This is a genomic window from Halalkalibacter sp. HAAS-P014, from assembly GCF_056619965.1.
Map to the genome: position 1 here is coordinate 56681 of NZ_JBWQTV010000013.1, position 18805 is coordinate 75485.

Genomic DNA, 18805 nt, shown 5'->3' on the forward strand with positions numbered 1-18805 from the left:
TAAGCTGTAATTTAATGGATGTGTCAAAATTTTGTAGTTCTTCTTATAAAAGTATGTTATTATTACATTTGTCCTAGTAAAGTGAACTTATTTAGGGCGTTTTTTGTTTTTTTTTGGCAAATTACTATCTATTATTTTACCAAAGGCAAAGCTGCTAAGATATAAACTAGTTACTGAAATAGGGGGTAACGTGATGAAAAAGGTAACTATAATTATTACGGTTTATAATAAAGAAGATTATATTGAAAAGTGTTTAACATCTGTTGTTAATCAAACTTATAAAAATTTGGAAGTTCTTATTATTGACGATGCTTCTAAGGATAAAAGCAAAGAAATAAGTAAAGGGTTCTCAGATCAATTCGATCGGGTGAACTTTTTTGAGTTTAAGCAAAATGCAGGAGTAGCTAAAGCTAGAAACTTTGGTTTGACTAAAGCAACTGGCCACTATGTTTATTTTCTTGATGGCGATGATTATTTAGCTGTTAATGCAATTGAACAACTAATAAGCCAGTCTAAAAGTTATAATATAACTGCAGGTTCGATAACTAAAAGTATTGACTTTCAAGAGTATGATCCAGGAGAAGAAGTGAATGTTAATTTATTAACAAAAGAGAAAAAAACGAAAGCTTTAAGAAGAAGAACAGTAACGAATATTCTAATTAAGCGTAGTTTCATTGAAAAACATGATTTGAAATTTGACGAATCTATGACGTTTTTCTCTGACTTAACATTCTTGATTCCTGCCATTGTTCGTGTTAAGAACATTCCGTACATCACAGCACGCACATATTATAAAGGGGAGTGCTATGATCCGATCGACAATCCTGCACTTATGTTAAAGAGCGATGATGAAAAGGTGAAGGATTTTCTTTACTTCTATAACCTTCTTAAGGAAACTGAAGGTCATTACGTAAGTATTGATCGTTATCTAGATCGGCAACTAGTTACTTTTTATCTGAAGAATATTAATAAAATTATTAACGCACCAAATGTAGATGAGTTCTTCAATAACTATCTAAACGATTTAAGCGAGAGTATGAAAAAAATAGCGCCTTCAATTATTAGTAAGAAAGGTATTTTACCGAAATTAGAGATGAAAGCTGTCATCAATCAAAATAAAAGGGCTATCCTTAAATGGAATAATCTGAGGAAGACATCAAAGGATTGGATGAAGGCTGTAAAAGGTAAGCAAAATTTATATAAGGAAATCTATAAGTCTGTCCTTATTAAATTACCTATTAAGAATAAAACTGTCCTTTTTGAGAGTTTCGGAGGAAAGAGTTACGCATGTAATACTCGTTATATCTATGAAGAGCTAATTAAAGATAAAACCAATGATTATGATTATGTTTGGATCTTGAATGATACAAAACGGAATATTCCGGGGAATGCCAAAAAAGTAAAGAGAAACAGCCTCAAGTATTATTATTACCTTGCAACTTCAAAATATTGGGTTTCAAATGCCCGTATGCCAAATTTTGCAAAAAAACGTGAAGAAATGGTTTATTTGCAAACCTGGCATGGAACACCGTTAAAGAAGTTAGCTGGGGATATGAAAGAAGTTAGAATGCCGGGGACGACCACTGAAAAATATAAAAGAAACTTTTATAATGAGTCCCAAAAGTGGGATTATTTAATATCGCCGAATCATTACTCCACTGAAATCTTTAAACGAGCATTTAAATTTAAAAATAAAGTTCTTGATTATGGTTACTCTAGAAATGATATTTTACACAGTAATAAAAAGTTTAAAAAGGCTAAGAAACGTGAGATTAAAGAAAACCTTGGTATACCTGATGATAAAAAAGTTATTCTTTATGCTCCAACGTGGAGAGATGATGAGTTCATTGAAAAAGGTAAGTATAAGTTTGATTTAAAGTTGGAACTAGATAAAATGAAGGAAGAGCTTGGTGATGAGTACGTTGTTGCTTTAAGAATGCATTATCTTATTGCAGATCACGTTGATACAAAGGGCATGGATGATTTTGTGTTTAATTTATCTGACTATGAAGATATTGCTGAGCTTTATTTAATCTCGGATATATTAATTACTGATTATTCATCAGTCTTTTTCGATTTTGCTAATTTAAGACGCCCTATAATATTTTTTACGTATGACATTGATAAGTACCGTGACTCCTTAAGAGGGTTTTACTTTGATCTGCAAGATGATGCTCCCGGACCAATTCTAAAAACTTCCGATGAGGTTATTGAAAGTATTAAGAGTATAGGCAAGATTAACAGCAAATTTCAAAGAAAATATAATTCGTTCTATAATAAATTCTGTGGGCTTGAAAATGGAAATGCGGCTAAGAAGATTGTAGAAGAAGTATTTCTTAACTCTAGCGTTACAAAGGAGAGGAAATAATGGCCGTTAAAGAAAAAATTCTTGTAGTTGGTGCCGGTAGCTGGGGAACTGCTCTAGCTATGGTGCTTGCAGATAACGGAAATGATGTAGTTATCTTTGGAAAAGATGAAAAAGTAATAAACTCTATTAATGAAAAGAATAAAAATCCAAAGTATTTTCCTAACGTGGAACTCCCTGCTTCTATTACAGCAACAACCAATTTAGAAATAGGATTACAAAACGTGAATTCTGTCTTGTTAGTTGTGCCAACTAAAGCAATGAGAGAAATTTTGAAACAGATAACAGTGTTTGTTCATACTCCATTAATGATTATGCATGCGTCTAAAGGAGTTGAGCCTGGAAGCTATAAAAGAATTTCTGAAATCATAGAAGAGGAAGTACCTAGAAATCTAATTGAAGATATCGTGGTCTTATCTGGACCTAGTCATGCTGAGGAAGTATGTATGCGTATGCCGACCACTGTGACTGTTTCATCGCACAATATAGATTCAGCTACAAAGATACAGGGAATGTTTATGAATTCATACTTCAGAGTTTATACAAATCGGGATGTTATTGGCGTAGAACTAGGAGGCTCATTAAAAAATGTTATTGCTCTTGGAGCAGGAATTTGTGCCGGTTTAGGTTATGGCGATAATGCAAAAGCAGCCCTTATTTCTAGAGGGTTAGTAGAGATAACTAGGCTCGGTTGTGCAATGGGGGCAAACCCCCTTACGTTTGCTGGTCTTGCAGGAATTGGCGATTTAATTGTTACGTGTACGAGTGCTCATAGTAGGAATTGGCAAGCGGGTAACCTGCTTGGAAAAGGGCAAAAGCTTGATGATATATTAGAGCAAATGGGAATGGTTGTTGAAGGTGTAAGGACAACAGAAGCTGCATACCATTTATCCAAAGAGTTAGGGATTGAAATGCCTATTACGACAGCAATATATGATGTTTTATATAACAATAAAGAGGTTAAAACTGCTGTTGATGAACTAATGGGTCGTACTGGGAAAGTTGAATCAATGGCTTTTTAATAAACACATGATGAGGAATATTGTTCAATGTTGAAGAAACTTTTATCAAAGAGAATATTAGTCATTAAACTATTATGTGGAATGCTTTTAAAGGTACTGTTTTTCTTACCAAAAAAAGAAAAACTAGTAATATTTGAAAGCTTCTCTGGAAAACAATATAGTTGTAATCCAAGAGGTATTTATGAGCATATGACTCAAGAAAATTTAGATTATCAAATGATTTGGAGTGTAAAGAAACAATTTCAAACCCCTTTTGAAGAAAAGGGGATACCTTATGTTCAGCGCTTTTCACTTAGTTGGTTTATTTTAATGGCACGAGCGAAATACTGGGTAACTAATAGTAGGATGCCAAACTGGGTACCAAAATCTAAAAAAACGATTTATATACAAACATGGCATGGAACTCCGTTAAAGAAGCTTGTTGCAGATATGAAAGAAGTTCATATGCCGGGAACTACAACAGAAAAATATAAAAGAAATTTTCTGAAAGAGGCTCGTAATTGGGATTATTTGATCTCACCTAACCGATATTCAACAGATATTTTTAAGCGTGCTTTTCAATTTAATGGGGCTGTGTTAGAAACCGGTTATCCTAGAAATGACTATTTAGCCTTAAGACATAACTTAGTTCATACTAATGATTTAAAAGAAAAGCTTCAAATTCCAAAAGAAAAAAAAGTTATACTTTATGCACCAACCTGGAGAGATAATGAGTATTATAGAGCTGGCCAATACAAATTTTCATTGGAGTTAGACCTATCACTCTTAATGAAAGAGTTGAGTGATCAGTACGTTATTTTAATAAGGATGCACTCTTTTATCTCTGATCAAATTGATTTTAAAAAATATAATGGATTTGTTTTTGATTGTTCTAAGCATGTTGACATTAATGAGCTCTATCTTGTTTCGGACCTGTTAATTACTGATTATTCATCCGTATCGTTTGATTACGCAAATTTAAAAAGACCAATTATCTTCTTTACTTATGATCTTGAAACTTATAAAAGTAAAGTTAGAGGTTTTTATTTTGATTTAGAGACAAATGCTCCTGGTCCTGTAGTATCGACAAGTGAAGAAGTATTAAGAGAAATTGTTAATTTTGAGACGAATGGGTTAGAGCCATACGAAAAAGAGTACTCACAGTTTATTAATCAATTTTGTTACTTAGAAGATGGACATTCAGCGAAAAGAGTAGTTGATGAAATTTTTACGGAAAATCGCTGATTGTTGTTATTAAAGTGGTTTTCAGCTTATTAATTAAAGGAGTATATTAATGCAGACAACAGATACTAAACTACCAACAACTCCAATAGACTCTAGCTATATTATTCAAATTAGAGAGAAAACCCAATCTTACAGCAGCAAAGAAGATGTTTGGTCTTGGTTTGTTTTAAGACGTATTTCCGTTTACTTTGTGGTAGTTTTTAAATGGCTAAAAATAAGTCCTAATGTGGTAAGTTGGTTAAGTGTACTGTGTATCTTGTTATCAGGATTGTGTATGTTAGCACGAGAACCTCTTTATTTTATTCTTGCCTTTGTTTTGTATAATATGGGTTATTTGTTTGATTGTGTTGATGGTGAATTGGCTAGGTTAACGAGAAAAGAATCTTCCAAAGGGTACTTTATTGATTTATTAATCCAAGCGGCAACATTACCTGTATTTATTTCATTTGCACTAACTTATTTATTGATAACTGAAAGAATCGAATTAACAAGTTTAGAAATTTTCTTATTATATGCAGTTATAGTTGCTGTCATTTATTCTTTATTAATTCCCATTTCATATCAATTAACTAAAAGCAACGCATTCGAACAAGATCCAGTTAACCAAATTAGGGAAAAATCAATTTTTTATGATATTTTAGGATTTGTTCTTGGTATTCCAGGCTTTTACTTTAACTTAGTTCTTCTAGTAATCCTTGAGCTTATTATTAATATTGAACTTATTCATGTATATATAGTGTTATTCTTAGTAATCTTGGTTCTTAAAGTTATATTTCGGCTATATGTAACGTTGAAATCATTATAATTTAAAAATTTTATATCAGTTTATAACATTTTTACAGATTTTGTTATTTTATATATGGTAGGAACTGTGATATACTTTACAAAAAGTTTACAAATAATTAATATTTATTTTATATACATGGAGGTTAAAATGAAAAAAGTAATTACTTATGGGACTTTTGATTTATTACATTGGGGTCATATTAATTTACTAAAACGTGCAAAAGATTTAGGGGATTACCTAATCGTTGCTATCTCAACTGATGAATTTAATGCAATCAAAGATAAAAAAGCTTTTCATAACTATGAAAACAGGAAAATGATACTAGAAGCAATTCGATATGTTGATGAAGTTATTCCAGAGAATAATTGGGACCAAAAAATCCAAGACGTAATCAAAAATGATGTCGAGACATTCGTGATTGGTGATGATTGGGAAGGGAAATTTGACTTCCTAAAAGATTATTGTAATGTTGTATACTTACCAAGAACAGAAGGTATTTCAACTACTCAAATTAAAGAAGAATTATTAGTGGGGAATCATTAATTCTCTCATAAAGGTTCAGGGCATAGCCTCCTAATGATTGTTATTAGGAGGCTTAAACATTGAAGGTATCCCTTTTGTAAATCACATAAACTCATATTGGTATATATCGGGGATATTCTCTTCATCTTCATATTCTTCTCCTAAATCAAATTCTAGTTCTGATTCAATCAGTTCATCTTCGTTTAACGAATTTCTAATCACGATATCCCATAACGAATTAAGCAAAGCATTCACCTCTAGAGTATAGTTTTGCCAAACATTTATTTCTCTATAACTGAAAGATACCATTCGCTAATTAAGTGAGTATAAATAGAATATTAAAAGATTGTAAATGGAAAATCAGTGGCCTATGTCTTGATTTAAAAAGCGATAATGATTAATAGTTGAGGTGAAAATGCATGAATGAAGTAAGATCAATAGCAATTGACGGACCTGCAGGAGCCGGGAAGAGTACAGTTGCAAAGATGGTCGCTGACCAATTAGGTTTTTTGTATATTGACACAGGAGCCATGTACCGTGCATTAGCATACAAAGCATTAGAAACTGGTGTTAATTTAGATGACGGGAAACTGCTTAAAGGCCTTCTTGATAAAATAGATATACAACTTGTAAATGAAGATGAAGGAACAAAAGTATTAGTAAATGGAGAGGACGTTACTTTAGCCATTAGAACAGCTGAGGTTAATAAATATGTCTCGCGTGTTGCAAGCTATGCCGAAATACGATTAGAAATGGTGGACCGTCAACGCAAATTAGCAAAAATGGGTAACTCCATTTTAGATGGAAGAGACATTGGAACCTATGTATTACCCAATGCAGAGGTTAAAGTATTTTTAACAGCTTCGGTGGAAATTCGTGCTAAGCGCCGACATGCAGAACAAGTTCAAAAAGGGATCCCCTCTAATCTTGAACAATTACAAAAAGATATTGCAAAACGTGATGAACTCGATTCAAAAAGAGAGTTTGCACCTTTATTAAAAGCTAGTGATGCAATAGAGATTGACTCCTCTACATTAACAATTCCTGAAGTTGTCGAGGCTATTGTTAAACTTGCAATGAGTCATGTATTATCCAAATAAAGAAAAAATAAAAGCAGGATGATTTTATTTTTGAATCATTCTGCTTCTTTATAATATACAAAAATTGATTTTAATTCTTTGAACGTTAATTTGTCAATTGAAAGAGAATAAGATAATACTATAAGATATCAATGTGAAACGTAAAAAGAAAAGGTGAAATATGATTGATAAAAAATAAGAAGGATTACATATATTATCTAGAGGCAGATTTAGCGGCTAGAGGCTTAAAGAAGTGGAGATTAAATCTTAAATATAAATATCCTGAACTCTATTATCAACGCCTTCTCAGAAAAGTTGAATATTTACACACGTTAAAAAAACAACCGATTAATAAACTGCGTTTAAATATAGCGAAAAGAAAATTACAAAAAGTTGGGCTAAATATGGGTTTTTATATACATCCAAAAAATTTCGGTCCTGGACTTAAAATTTCTCATTATGGAAGCATTGTTGTAAATAAAAGGGTCCGAGTTGGAAAGAACTGTGTGATTCATTCAGCTGTCAATATTGGCCAACATAAACGTAAAGTACCTATAATCGGTGACAATGTATATATAGCTCCTGGAGCAAAAATTTATGGAGATGTAAAAATTGGGGATAATGTAATGATTGGTGCTAACGCTGTTGTGAATAAGGATGTTCCTGATAATGTGACAGTTGCAGGTGTACCAGCAAAAGTTATATCTAAGAATACGTCACTTAACAAAATCATGAAAGGTGCCGATATCGTCTTAGAGAGAGGGGGAAGGAAGTTTTAAGTGGAAAATGATTGAGTAGTTTTTATGTTGAACAATAGAAGACATAAAAAAGGCATGCTGATAGCTTCTCAACATGCCTTTTTCATTACAAGCTTCCGAGCAATGACGCTAATACAGCAATAGAAATACCAATTATCGATACTGATACTGTAAGGAACGCCTTTTTGATTTTCTTCTTTCTTTGGATCTCTTCAGGTGTATAAAACAATAGAATCTTCCCCCTCTAGATTACTATCATACAAGGCCATCGTTGGCAGCTGGCTGACATAGTGGTCTTCACCACTGAAGTCCCTCTAGCTTTGCGTCATCAGCTTTCACTGATTTTGCCTTTCTCATATGAATCTTTATTATTATCGGTTAAGCGAAGAGAAAAGTGAAGAACATTTTACAAAAAAATAAAAAGAAGTTGTTTCAATTTTATGAAACAACTTCCTATCTAATTACCGATCAATCTAAATCTAAATGCTCACGTAATTCCCCACGAACACGCTCTAATTCCTCATTCGGCACCTCTAAATAATAAATCCCGTTAATACGAGTTCCATTACCTGAGATCTCCATCTGATCAACAGTATGACGAGCATCACGATATTTTGACATGACCTTCCACATGCCATCTAAATCAAGGTCGGTACGGACTGATCTTCCTACTTCATCTAAAATACTGCCGACTCGAGTGACCGAACTAATTTGAGCACCCTCTTGAATTACCGCTTCAACAATTTCACGTTGACGGTCATTTCGTCCAAAATCACCACGTGGATCTTGTTTTCTCATTCTAGTATAAGCAAGTGCTTCATCTCCACTTAAAAAGATTTCTCCTTCAGGAAAATGATGGCCTTCAGAGGAAAATTCAAACGCATTAGTAACGGGTACACCACCAAGCGCATCAACCAAGCCTTTAAACCCTTCCATATTAATACTCACATAGTGATCAATTGGAATATCAAGAAAATTCTCCACTGTATCCATTGTCATACTAACCCCACCAAACGCATAAGCGTGGTTGATCTTATCAATGGTACCTCTACCAATAATTTCAGTACGAGTATCACGAGGAATACTTAACATCTTAACCGATTCATCCTGTGGGTTTACGGTCATAACAATAATCGTATCGGAACGTCCTTCATGATCATCGCCTCTAGAATCGACCCCAGCAATCAAGAACGCCAGTGGTTCTCGTTCATCAACATTCACTTCCCGAGTTGGAACGCGGTCAAGTGGTTCATGCATTTCTGTAACTGTATCTGTAACTGATTTATATAAGTAAAAGCCGTATGCTGCCACTGTTAGTAATACAACACCGAAAACAAGGCCAAGCGTAATGAGTAGCTTTTTTTTCATTAGTATATGCCTCTTTCTATTTAGAGTTAGATAATTACCAGAAATCTAGTATAGAATTCTTAGGTCATTATAGTAAAATTGTAGCTAACTAGCAACAAATAATTTCAACAAGATCTGACAATCTGTGATATAATCCACTTTGTTGTCAGTTACTTAATTTAGGAGGTTCTCGAATAGAATGGAAGAAACGATTAGCTTAAAGGATATATTCCTCACATTAAAAAGACGTTTGAAACTTGTTATTATTATTCCAATTATTGCTGTGTTAATAAGTGCTCTAGTTAGTTATTTCCTATTAACACCCATTTATCAAAGTGCAACGCAAATTCTAGTTAACCAGACACAACAAGACAATATATATACACAAAATGACATTAGAACCAATGTAGAACTAATTAATACGTATAGCGAAATCATCAAAAGTCCTATTATATTAGAAGAAGTTATAGAAGAAGCGAATTTATCAGAATCAGTCGGGGCATTAAACAACTCAGTCTCTGTTTCAAGCCAAAACAACTCACAAGTAGTCAGCATTTCTGTACAACACGAGAACCCAGCTACGGCAGCTACGATTGCCAATACGGTCGCATCTGTATTCCAACGCGATATCGTTTCAATTATGAATGTAGATAATGTTAGTATTCTCTCGCAAGCAGGAGTTCCAACATCTCCAGTAGCACCAAACCCTACATTAAATATCGCAATTGCATTTGTCGTCGGGTTAATGGCAGCTGTTGGTCTAGCATTTTTACTTGAATTCCTTGATACAACGATGAAAACGGAAAAAGACATTGAAGAAGTACTCGACATACCAATCTTAGGTGTGGTTGCGGCGATGGATGATGGCACTAATAGCAAGAAACGTGGAAGAGGTGACAAATAAATGTCTCGTAAAGGAAAACAATTTCAAGCAAAGCTGCAACGTAACTTAATTACTGACGGTGGGAAAAGTTCACCGATCTCTGAGCAGTATCGTACAATCCGAACGAACATTGAATACGCTTCTGTCGATCGCGAGGTTAAAACGATTCTTGTTACATCTGCTGGTCCTGGAGAAGGAAAGTCAACAACTGCAGCGAATTTAGCAATCGTGATGGCGCAAAACGGACAATCGACATTATTACTAGATGCCGATATGAGAAAACCGACAGTACATCATACATTTGGCATGCCGACTTTACAGGGCTTAACAAGCGTCCTAGCGAGGCAAATGAGCTTAGAAGAAACAATTCAACAATCAAAAATAAATAATTTAGCAATTTTACCATGTGGTCCGATTCCACCTAACCCAGCCGAATTATTAAATTCAAGAATGATGGGACTAATCCTTGAACGAGCACAAGAAATGTTTGATACGATTATCATAGATTCACCACCTGTAATGGCAGTGACTGACGCACAAATATTAGCTGGTAAATGTGACGGAACCGTTCTTGTTGTCTCAAGTGGAAAAACCGAACGTGAAGACGTGAAAAAAGCAAAAGATCAACTGGTAACAGCAAAAGCGAACATATTAGGCGCAGTGTTAAATAATAAAAAGATCGAATCAGGCAGCTACTATTACTATTACGCTACTAAGTAAAAAAATTAAGGGGGTTGCAAGATGATTGATATGCATTGCCATATACTTCCGGGTGTCGATGATGGTCCGAAAACTCTAGCAGAAAGTATAGAGCTTGCTAGACTGGCAGAATCAGAAGGAATTACAACGATTATTGCAACCCCTCACCACCAGCACCCGATGTTTGAAAATGACGGCTACTCTGTCTTAAGAAAAGTAGACGAACTTAACGTGGCATTAAAAGAAGCAGGTAGTACCATCACAGTGATCCCGTCACAGGAAGTTCGATTACACGGAGAAATCTTGCGACAAATCGAACTTGGCGATGTGCTCCCTATGACACCAGGAAGCTCTTATGTATTAGTAGAGTTCCCATCAAGCAGTATCCCACACTACACAACGAGATTATTTTATGAATTGCAGATGCAAGGCTACACACCGATTATCGCACATCCCGAACGAAATAAAGTGTTAACAGAGAAACCTGAAAAGCTTTATGAGCTAGTGAAAAACGGTGCATTAACGCAAGTAACGGCAGCGAGTGTCACAGGACACTTAGGGAAGAAAATAAAGAAGTTCACCGAACAAGTCATTGAAGCGAACTTGACTCATTTTGTCGCATCAGATGCTCACAACAATAATGAGCGACCGTTCAGGCTAGAAGAGGCGTACTCAAGTCTCGAGGGTACGTTTGGAATGGAAGCTGTGTACTACTTTAAAGAGAATGCTGAATTACTCATTAACAATGATCACGTACAAACACTCCCAGCAGAACAAATCACGAGAAAGAAACGTTTCTTTCTATTTTAAAAAGCCAATAATAGGCTTTTTTTTATAACTATTATCACAGCAACTATTTCTTTAGACCTGCGAAATATGTCGAATGGTCATACACGGTTTATGTTGAATCTTGTAAAAGAAACTAGTAGACTAGTTATTTGTAGAGAGTGCAACAATTGTCAAATATATTTGATATACAAGGCTTTCAAGGTTAATTACCAAGTTTTTGGTAGTCTTTTGTCGTTTGTATATGTGTTACACTGCTCTATGAGCATGTCGAAACTGTTGGGAATTAATTAAGACTTTGGTCTTAGTAAAAAGTAGGTAACTTTAATTATCTATATGAGGGCGTAAATTCATATTTTAAGGTAAGGACAACGAAAAAGTAATTGGGCAATGCCTCCTTGCCGTTATCGACGGAGGTACTCGGTCATGCTGTGGGTTGATAGTAACCTTAGACGTAGTTTCGTCACTGGTATGATGTGAGGAGGGGTTGGATGCCCTTTTTATATTTACTAAATGGATAGAACTCTAAGCTATGTGTCTTATGAAAAGAAGTATAGCTTAGAGTTTTTCTTTACTATGAGCATTTATTTTCTTTAATGGGGGTTTATACATTGAATAAAAAAGTACGAAAAGCGATCATCCCAGCTGCTGGTCTTGGAACGAGGTTTCTTCCGGCTACAAAGGCGATGCCAAAAGAAATGTTACCAATCGTTGATAAGCCAACAATCCAATACATCATTGAAGAAGCTGTTGAATCTGGAATTGAAGACATTATTATCGTAACAGGGAAAGGGAAGCGTGCGATTGAGGATCATTTCGACCATGCGTTTGAATTAGAGCAAAACTTAATTGAAAAAGAAAAGTTTGCTCTCTTAGATAAAGTACAAGCAGCATCAAAAGTCGATATTCACTACATTCGTCAAAAAGAACCAAAAGGACTTGGACATGCCGTTTGGTGTGCGCGTAAGTTTATCGGCGATGAGCCGTTTGCCGTATTACTTGGAGACGATATTGTGCAGTCAGAGACACCTTGTACAAAGCAATTAATTGATGTGTACAACGAAACAGGCTCTTCTGTTATTGGCGTTCAAACAGTAGCAGATGACCAAACCCACAGATACGGGATTGTTGACCCGATTTCTCAAGAAGGTCGTACGTATCAAGTAACCAATTTTGTTGAAAAACCAGCACAAGGCGAAGCTCCTTCTAACTTAGCAATTATGGGACGTTACTTATTAACTCCGGAGATTTTTACTTTGCTAGAAAATCAGGAAACAGGCGCTGGTGGCGAAATTCAATTAACAGATGCGATTCAACGCTTAAATGAATTACAGTCGGTATTTGCCTATGATTTTGAAGGGGAGCGCTTTGATGTTGGCGAGAAATTTGGCTTTGTGTTAACGACGTTAAAGTTCGCTTTGCAAGATGAAGAGTTAAACGGACCATTGCTTAAAGAAATGGAAGAACTGATCAAATCAAGTAAGCTAGTAAATAGTTAAAACAGACGAAGGGGATTGCCTCCCCTTCTACAAAGCACTCCTAAAAAGATAAACTATTATACAAACGATAATAGTTTATCTTTTCCTTGAATGCTTTTTTCATAGAAAGGGGAAAACCGAATGTCATATCGAAAACGGATAGCTGCTTTGATGACTGTTGATTCGTTGATTGTAATTACGGCCATATTTATTAGTAATTTTTTATTAATTCCATTAGCGAATCCATTTACGTTATTACTGCTTGTAAGTTCAGTCACACTGTTAATTTGCCACCACTTATTTGCAGCTAAATACAAGTTGTATAAAAAGGTTTGGCAATATGCTAGTATTTCGGAACTGAACGGAATCTTTAAAGCTGTAACACTATCGATTATCGTTACAGGGGTCGTTCAACTTGTCTTCTTCCAACAGATAACCTTACGTGCGCTAGCGATTACGTGGATGATGCACATCCTCTTTATCGGAGGTTCACGCTTCTTTTGGAGATTATATCGAGATTATTATATTCAACCGAAAAACAATAAAAGAAATACTTTAATTATTGGTGCAGGTGCAGCTGGAACCATGGTAGCACGACAGCTACAGCAAAGCCAGGAATCAGACTTACATCCAGTTGCGTTTATCGATGATGATGGATTAAAGCAGAACTTGGAAGTACTAGACTTGCCTGTTGTTGGAGGCGTACAAGAAATTGCGCCTACGGTAGAAAAATTAAAGGTTGAACATATCATTATAGCTATCCCTTCCCTAAGTAGAAAAGAATTAAACACGATTTTTGAAGAATGTTCAAAAACAAAAGCAAAAACACAAATTCTTCCCCGGATCGAGGATATTATGTCTGGGAAAGTATCAGTCAATCAGTTCCGTGATGTTCAAGTGGAAGACTTACTCGGACGTGAACCGGTTGAACTTGATGTTGCTGGGATTAAACAGTATATCAAAGGAAAGACAATCCTTGTTACCGGTGCTGGAGGGTCAATTGGTTCAGAAATTTGCCGCCAAGTAGCAGGCTTTGAACCACAAGAGCTTGTCTTACTTGGACACGGTGAGAATAGCATTTACTCAATTGAAATGGAGCTAAGAAGAAACGTACCAGACGTTAACATTTCAACAGAAATTGCCGATGTTCAAGATCGCGAGAAGATGTTCTCGATCATGTCTTCTAGAAAGCCACATGTCGTCTTCCATGCAGCAGCACATAAGCATGTTCCGTTAATGGAACGCAATCCTGAAGAGGCTGTAAAGAATAATGTCATTGGAACGAAAAATGTCGCAGAAGCAGCGTGTGAAGCTGGTGTGAATACATTCGTGATGGTTTCGACGGATAAAGCTGTTAACCCGACGAGTGTGATGGGGGCAACGAAACGGATTGCGGAGATGGTTGTGCAGCATATGGATATGATCAGCGATACACGCTTTGTCGCTGTCCGTTTTGGGAATGTACTTGGCAGCCGTGGTAGTGTGATTCCTTTGTTTAAAGAGCAGATTCAAAATGGTGGGCCTGTAACGGTCACACATCCTGATATGGTCCGTTACTTTATGACGATACCAGAAGCTTCAAGGCTCGTACTTCAAGCTGGAGCGCTCGCTGAAGGTGGCGAAGTGTTTGTGCTTGATATGGGTGAACCGGTGAAGATTGTTGACTTAGCTCGTAATCTTATTAAGCTGTCTGGTTATACCGAAGAAGAGATTCCGATTGTATTCTCTGGAATGAGACCTGGAGAGAAGATGTTTGAGGAATTGCTTGGTGAGGATGAAGTTCACAGTGAGCAGGTGTATCCGAAGATTTATCGTGGGAAGACGCCTGAGGTGAATATTAATGTGACGTATAACTTGGTGGAGAGGTTTGAAGGGTTGAGTAAGGATGAGTTAAGAGGAGAGTTGTTGGATATTGCGAATTTCCGGGTGAGGGAGTTGGCGGTGGTCGGGAGAGTTAAGTGAATTATTTGAAAATAGATGTACTCTCTTTAACACCAACACTCTACATTAAAAAATAGAAGAAGGAAAGGTTTGTGATTTCCTTCTTCTATTTTTATCTAGATCATGAGGATCAAAATAGGCATTTAAATACCATTGAAGTTTAGAGGGTTAGCATTTTATTGGAAAATTTCAATTCCAATTAAGTTCTAACAAACTAAATATTATCGGGGAGTGGGAACAGAGAGATGTATTTGAAAATAAAAAGGTTAATAGATATTATTCTTTCATTATTTGGTCTAATTATTTTGTCACCATTTTTTTTAATTCTAATCTTAGGTATTAAGGTAGATTCGAAAGGACCAGTGTTCTTTAAACAAAAACGTGTTGGAATTAACAAAACGCACTTTAATATATTGAAGTTTCGAACAATGAGAATTGATACTCCAAAGGATACTCCGACGCATCTCTTAGATAATCCGGATCAATATATTACGAAAATGGGTAAGTTTCTTAGAAAAACATCATTAGATGAACTGCCTCAGATTTGGAATATTTTTGTTGGACAGATGAGTATTATCGGTCCAAGACCAGCGTTATGGAATCAATACGATCTTATTGCAGAGCGTGATAAGTACGGTGCAAATGATGTCCCTCCTGGATTGACAGGTTGGGCTCAGATTAATGGTAGGGATGAGCTTCCCATTGAAGTAAAAGCTAAATTAGACGGCCATTATGTAAAAAAGATAGGTATATGTATGGATATTAAGTGCTTTTTTGGAACGATAGTGAGTGTTGTTAAAAGTGATGGTGTAGTTGAAGGTGGTACAGGATCGGCGTCTAAAAAAGAAGTTGCTAGCACTAAGGAGAAGGTTAATTAATGAAAAGAATTTTAATTACTGGAGTAAATAGCTATGTTGGTAATAGCTTTGAAAAATGGTTAGAAAACTACCCTGACTGTTATTCAATAGACTCAATTAGTTTACGAAGTGATAAGTGGAGGGAGAAGAGTTTCTCTGGTTATGAGACTGTTTTACATGTAGCAGGAATAGCACATGTCTCATCGGATCCAAAGATGGAAGGTTTATATTATAAAGTAAATCGTGACTTAACGATTGAAGTCGCTGAGAAGGCTAAAATCGACGGCATAAAACAGTTTATCTTTTTAAGTAGTATCATTGTATATGGTGATAGCAGCAACGATCAAAGAGTCATTAATAAGGATACAAAGCCTATACCAAGTAATTTTTATGGAAATAGTAAGTTGCAAGCAGAGGAAGGTATCAAACCTCTAGAAAATGATGAATTTAAAGTTGTAATTTTAAGACCACCAATGATATACGGGAAGGGATCTAAGGGTAATTATCAAAAACTTGCAAAAGTTGCTCAGAAACTTCCTATATTTCCTGACGTTGATAATCAACGTAGTATGCTTCATATAGATAATCTTTGTGAGTTTATTAGATTAATGATTGAGAATAAAGAAAGAGGACTGTTCTTTCCACAAAATAGTGAATATGTGAAGACTAGTGAAATGGTAAAACTCATAGCAGAGGTGCACGGTAAAAATATTAGACTGACAAAGGTGTTCAACCCACTATTGCGAGTGCTTGGCTGGAGAATTAGGCTAATTAATAAAGCATTTGGTAATTTGGTTTATGATCAAAGTATAAGTAATTATAAGAATAATTACAGGGTTAGAAATTTGCGTGAAACAGTTAGAATTTCCGAAAAAACTATGCTGGAAGGGAAATAAGATGAAAAAGTTACAGGAGAAACGAAAGAAGATATGTTTAATATCCTCTTCTGGAGGCCATTACGAACAATTAAAAATGTTGGCTCCATTAGCTAAGGATAACGATATTTTTTGGGTAACAGAAAGAGCAGATTATTCATCAAAAGCCGATTATTATTTGATTCAAACAGGTATGAAGGACAAACTATTCCCCTTAAAAATGTTAGCCAACACTTTTAAGACTTTATGGATTTGGTATAAAGAAAAACCTGATTATGTTATAACCACTGGAACTATGATTGTTTTACCAATGGCTTTTTTTGCAAAGGTTTTTCGAAAAAAACTTATATATATAGAAACTTATGCCAGAGTTTATGATGGAACAAGGGCTGGGAAATTGATGTATAAGTATGCTGATTTATTCATAATACAATGGGAGCCATTAAAAGAAGTGTATCCAAAGGCAGTTTATGGGGGGAGTTTATATTGATTTTCGTTTGTGTGGGATCAAGAGAATATCAATTTAATCGACTTTTTAAAAAGCTTGATGAATTAATTAGTAACGGATATATAACTGAAGAAGTATATGCTCAAATTGGACAATCTTCATATCTACCTAAACACTTTGAGTATACACGTTTTATGTCAGTTGATGATTTTAAATTATACCAACAAAATGCAAGTTTAGTAATCTCACATGGAGGTACAGGAGCTTTAATTGGAGCATTGAAGATGGAAAAGCAAGTAATAGCTGTACCTAGATTAGCTAGATTTGGCGAGCATATTGATGACCATCAAATCCAAGTGGCAAGCGTTCTAGAAAAAGAAGGGTATATACGGTGTGTATTAGATATGGGTGATTTGTATAACTGTATTCATGCTTCCAAAAGTGATCCTATAATAAAAAAATACAATAAGCCTTCGCAAACTCTTCATATTATTCAGCAATTTGTTGAAAATTTTTAGAGAGGAGAACAAATGTTAAATGAAAAGTATTTGTATTATTTCAAGTAAATACCCTAATAAATATGATCCAGCTGCATTAGTTTTTGTTCAACAATTTGTTTGGTCTTTAGCTGATATGGGAATAAAATGTACTGTTATATGCCCGATAGCTTCTAATATTAATGTTGTCCAAGGAGTAAAACTACCTTATGAAATTGAAGAGACTACAAAGAACGGATCAAAGGTAACTGTATACTTCCCTAGGTATATTGGTTTTGGGCAACAAGATTTAAAAGTAATGAATACCGCAAAGATAACCCTAGAAGGTTTTGCACAAGCTGTAAAAAAAGTAATTAAATCATTTAGAATGAAACCAGACATAGTATACGGACATTTTATTACTCCTGCTGGTATTACAGCCGCTAGAATAGGAAAGGAATTCAATATTCCATCTATTTTAGCATATGGAGAGAGTTCGCCATGGTCAATTAAAAATATAGGTTTAGAAAAAGTGACTAGAGAGTTAGAAACAATATCAGGTGTGGTTTCTGTTTCAAGCAAGAATAAAAACGATTTGGTAGACCTTGGTGTAGCTAATGAGGCTATAATTGAAGTATTCCCAAATGCTGTTAGAACTGAACATTATTATCAAAGAGATAAAAGGGAATCGCGAGAGAAATTGGGATTACCTATGGACAAATTTATAGTTGCATTTGTAGGTCACTATATCAAACGCAAAGGAATAGATAAAGTTATTAATGCTGTTAATCATTTAGATGGAGTTTATGGGATCTATGCTGGGAAAGGATCAATATCTCCAGTTGGTGCTAAGACAATGCATAGTGGCATAGTCGACCCAAATGATTTACCATGGTTTTATAGTGCTGCTGATGCCTTTGTGTTACCAACCCTGAATGAGGGTTGCTGTAATGCTATTATTGAGGCTATGGCATGTGGGTTACCCATTATATCGTCTGATAGAGAGTTTAATTATGATATTTTAAATAAAGATACGGCCATTTTGATTGATCCTTATAGCCAGGAAGAAGTTAATTCAAGTATTAAGTTGCTATCCAATAATGATTTATATAGGGAAGAGTTAAGCAAAAAATCTTTAATTAAATCCAAAGAATTTAATTATGAAAGAAGGGCTCAAAATATTGTAAAGTGGATAATGGCTCTTACAAAATAGTAATTTACGTTAAAAGTATATAAGATGTTTAGATGTATATAGGAG

Annotated in this window: 20 protein-coding genes and 1 riboswitch; of the genes, 17 read left to right on the forward strand and 3 right to left on the reverse strand. The window is 35.1% G+C overall.

The features are described 5' to 3' along the window. The first annotated feature begins 193 nt into the window (after positions 1-193). The 5 genes from AC1FXZ_RS10385 (at position 194) to tagD (ending at position 5941) form a co-directional block, all read left to right on the forward strand. Positions 194-2368, forward strand: coding sequence for a bifunctional glycosyltransferase/CDP-glycerol:glycerophosphate glycerophosphotransferase (locus AC1FXZ_RS10385; protein ID WP_480053255.1), 2175 nt, complete (start codon positions 194-196; stop codon positions 2366-2368). Next, a complete protein-coding gene (locus AC1FXZ_RS10390; RefSeq protein WP_480053257.1) occupies positions 2368-3387 on the forward strand; it encodes an NAD(P)H-dependent glycerol-3-phosphate dehydrogenase in 1020 nt (339 codons plus the stop codon). Before AC1FXZ_RS10385 ends, AC1FXZ_RS10390 begins: the two co-directional genes overlap by 1 nt. Before the next feature lie 27 nt (positions 3388-3414). Continuing rightward, on the forward strand, positions 3415-4611 hold the full coding sequence (locus tag AC1FXZ_RS10395; protein ID WP_480053259.1) for a CDP-glycerol glycerophosphotransferase family protein: 1197 nt from the start codon (positions 3415-3417) through the stop codon (positions 4609-4611). A gap of 49 nt (positions 4612-4660) precedes the next feature. Continuing rightward, complete coding sequence (locus AC1FXZ_RS10400; RefSeq protein WP_480053261.1) at positions 4661-5416, forward strand: CDP-alcohol phosphatidyltransferase family protein; 756 nt, start codon at positions 4661-4663, stop codon at positions 5414-5416. Positions 5417-5545: 129 nt separating this feature from the next. Next, positions 5546-5941 (forward strand): glycerol-3-phosphate cytidylyltransferase, encoded by a 396-nt coding sequence (tagD, locus tag AC1FXZ_RS10405; protein WP_480053263.1) that lies wholly within the window; start codon positions 5546-5548, stop codon positions 5939-5941. A gap of 81 nt (positions 5942-6022) precedes the next feature. Here the strand turns inward: tagD and AC1FXZ_RS10410 are convergent, their stop codons facing one another. Further along, positions 6023-6166, reverse strand: coding sequence for a hypothetical protein (locus AC1FXZ_RS10410; protein ID WP_480053265.1), 144 nt, complete (start codon positions 6164-6166; stop codon positions 6023-6025). Positions 6167-6339: 173 nt separating this feature from the next. On the opposite strand from AC1FXZ_RS10410, the gene cmk reads away from it, so the two are divergent. Both cmk and AC1FXZ_RS10420 read left to right on the forward strand, forming a co-directional pair. After that, the gene (gene cmk, locus AC1FXZ_RS10415) at positions 6340-7020 is read left to right on the forward strand and encodes a (d)CMP kinase (protein ID WP_480053267.1); all 681 of its coding nucleotides are present in this window, start codon (positions 6340-6342) and stop codon (positions 7018-7020) included. A gap of 164 nt (positions 7021-7184) precedes the next feature. Next, on the forward strand, positions 7185-7778 hold the full coding sequence (locus AC1FXZ_RS10420) for a serine O-acetyltransferase (protein WP_480053269.1): 594 nt from the start codon (positions 7185-7187) through the stop codon (positions 7776-7778). An 85-nt stretch (positions 7779-7863) separates the two neighbouring features. On the opposite strand, the gene AC1FXZ_RS10425 is transcribed toward AC1FXZ_RS10420, so the two are convergent. Then, positions 7864-7986, reverse strand: coding sequence for a hypothetical protein (locus tag AC1FXZ_RS10425; protein WP_480053271.1), 123 nt, complete (start codon positions 7984-7986; stop codon positions 7864-7866). Between the two features lie 41 nt (positions 7987-8027). Next, positions 8028-8116: riboswitch (cyclic di-GMP riboswitch) on the reverse strand. Positions 8117-8225: 109 nt separating this feature from the next. Next, complete coding sequence (locus AC1FXZ_RS10430; RefSeq protein ID WP_480053273.1) at positions 8226-9125, reverse strand: LCP family glycopolymer transferase; 900 nt, start codon at positions 9123-9125, stop codon at positions 8226-8228. A 178-nt stretch (positions 9126-9303) separates the two neighbouring features. Between AC1FXZ_RS10430 and AC1FXZ_RS10435 the strand changes: the two genes are divergently transcribed. From AC1FXZ_RS10435 to AC1FXZ_RS10480, 10 genes are all read left to right on the forward strand, one after another. Then, a complete protein-coding gene (locus tag AC1FXZ_RS10435) occupies positions 9304-10008 on the forward strand; it encodes a YveK family protein (RefSeq protein ID WP_480053274.1) in 705 nt (234 codons plus the stop codon). Then, positions 10009-10707, forward strand: coding sequence for a CpsD/CapB family tyrosine-protein kinase (locus AC1FXZ_RS10440; protein ID WP_480053276.1), 699 nt, complete (start codon positions 10009-10011; stop codon positions 10705-10707). A gap of 21 nt (positions 10708-10728) precedes the next feature. Then, positions 10729-11496 carry a tyrosine-protein phosphatase gene (locus AC1FXZ_RS10445; protein WP_480053278.1) on the forward strand — a complete coding sequence of 256 codons (768 nt, stop codon included), beginning with the start codon at positions 10729-10731 and terminating at the stop codon, positions 11494-11496. A gap of 572 nt (positions 11497-12068) precedes the next feature. Then, complete coding sequence (gene galU / locus AC1FXZ_RS10450) at positions 12069-12971, forward strand: UTP--glucose-1-phosphate uridylyltransferase GalU (RefSeq protein ID WP_480053280.1); 903 nt, start codon at positions 12069-12071, stop codon at positions 12969-12971. A 120-nt stretch (positions 12972-13091) separates the two neighbouring features. Next, on the forward strand, positions 13092-14912 hold the full coding sequence (locus AC1FXZ_RS10455; RefSeq protein WP_480053282.1) for a polysaccharide biosynthesis protein: 1821 nt from the start codon (positions 13092-13094) through the stop codon (positions 14910-14912). A 224-nt stretch (positions 14913-15136) separates the two neighbouring features. Further along, the gene (locus tag AC1FXZ_RS10460) at positions 15137-15769 is read left to right on the forward strand and encodes a sugar transferase (RefSeq protein WP_480053284.1); all 633 of its coding nucleotides are present in this window, start codon (positions 15137-15139) and stop codon (positions 15767-15769) included. Continuing rightward, positions 15769-16644, forward strand: a complete 876-nt coding sequence (locus tag AC1FXZ_RS10465; RefSeq protein WP_480053286.1) for an NAD-dependent epimerase/dehydratase family protein — start codon at positions 15769-15771, stop codon at positions 16642-16644. Before AC1FXZ_RS10460 ends, AC1FXZ_RS10465 begins: the two co-directional genes overlap by 1 nt. Before the next feature lies 1 nt (position 16645). Next, positions 16646-17113, forward strand: a complete 468-nt coding sequence (pssD, locus tag AC1FXZ_RS10470; RefSeq protein WP_480053288.1) for a PssD/Cps14F family polysaccharide biosynthesis glycosyltransferase — start codon at positions 16646-16648, stop codon at positions 17111-17113. Further along, complete coding sequence (pssE, locus tag AC1FXZ_RS10475; protein ID WP_480053290.1) at positions 17110-17589, forward strand: PssE/Cps14G family polysaccharide biosynthesis glycosyltransferase; 480 nt, start codon at positions 17110-17112, stop codon at positions 17587-17589. The genes pssD and pssE overlap by 4 nt, the downstream gene beginning before the upstream one ends. Before the next feature lie 19 nt (positions 17590-17608). Further along, entirely contained in the window at positions 17609-18760 is a 1152-nt protein-coding gene (locus AC1FXZ_RS10480; protein WP_480053292.1) for a glycosyltransferase, read from the forward strand. Positions 18761-18805 lie beyond the last annotated feature (45 nt).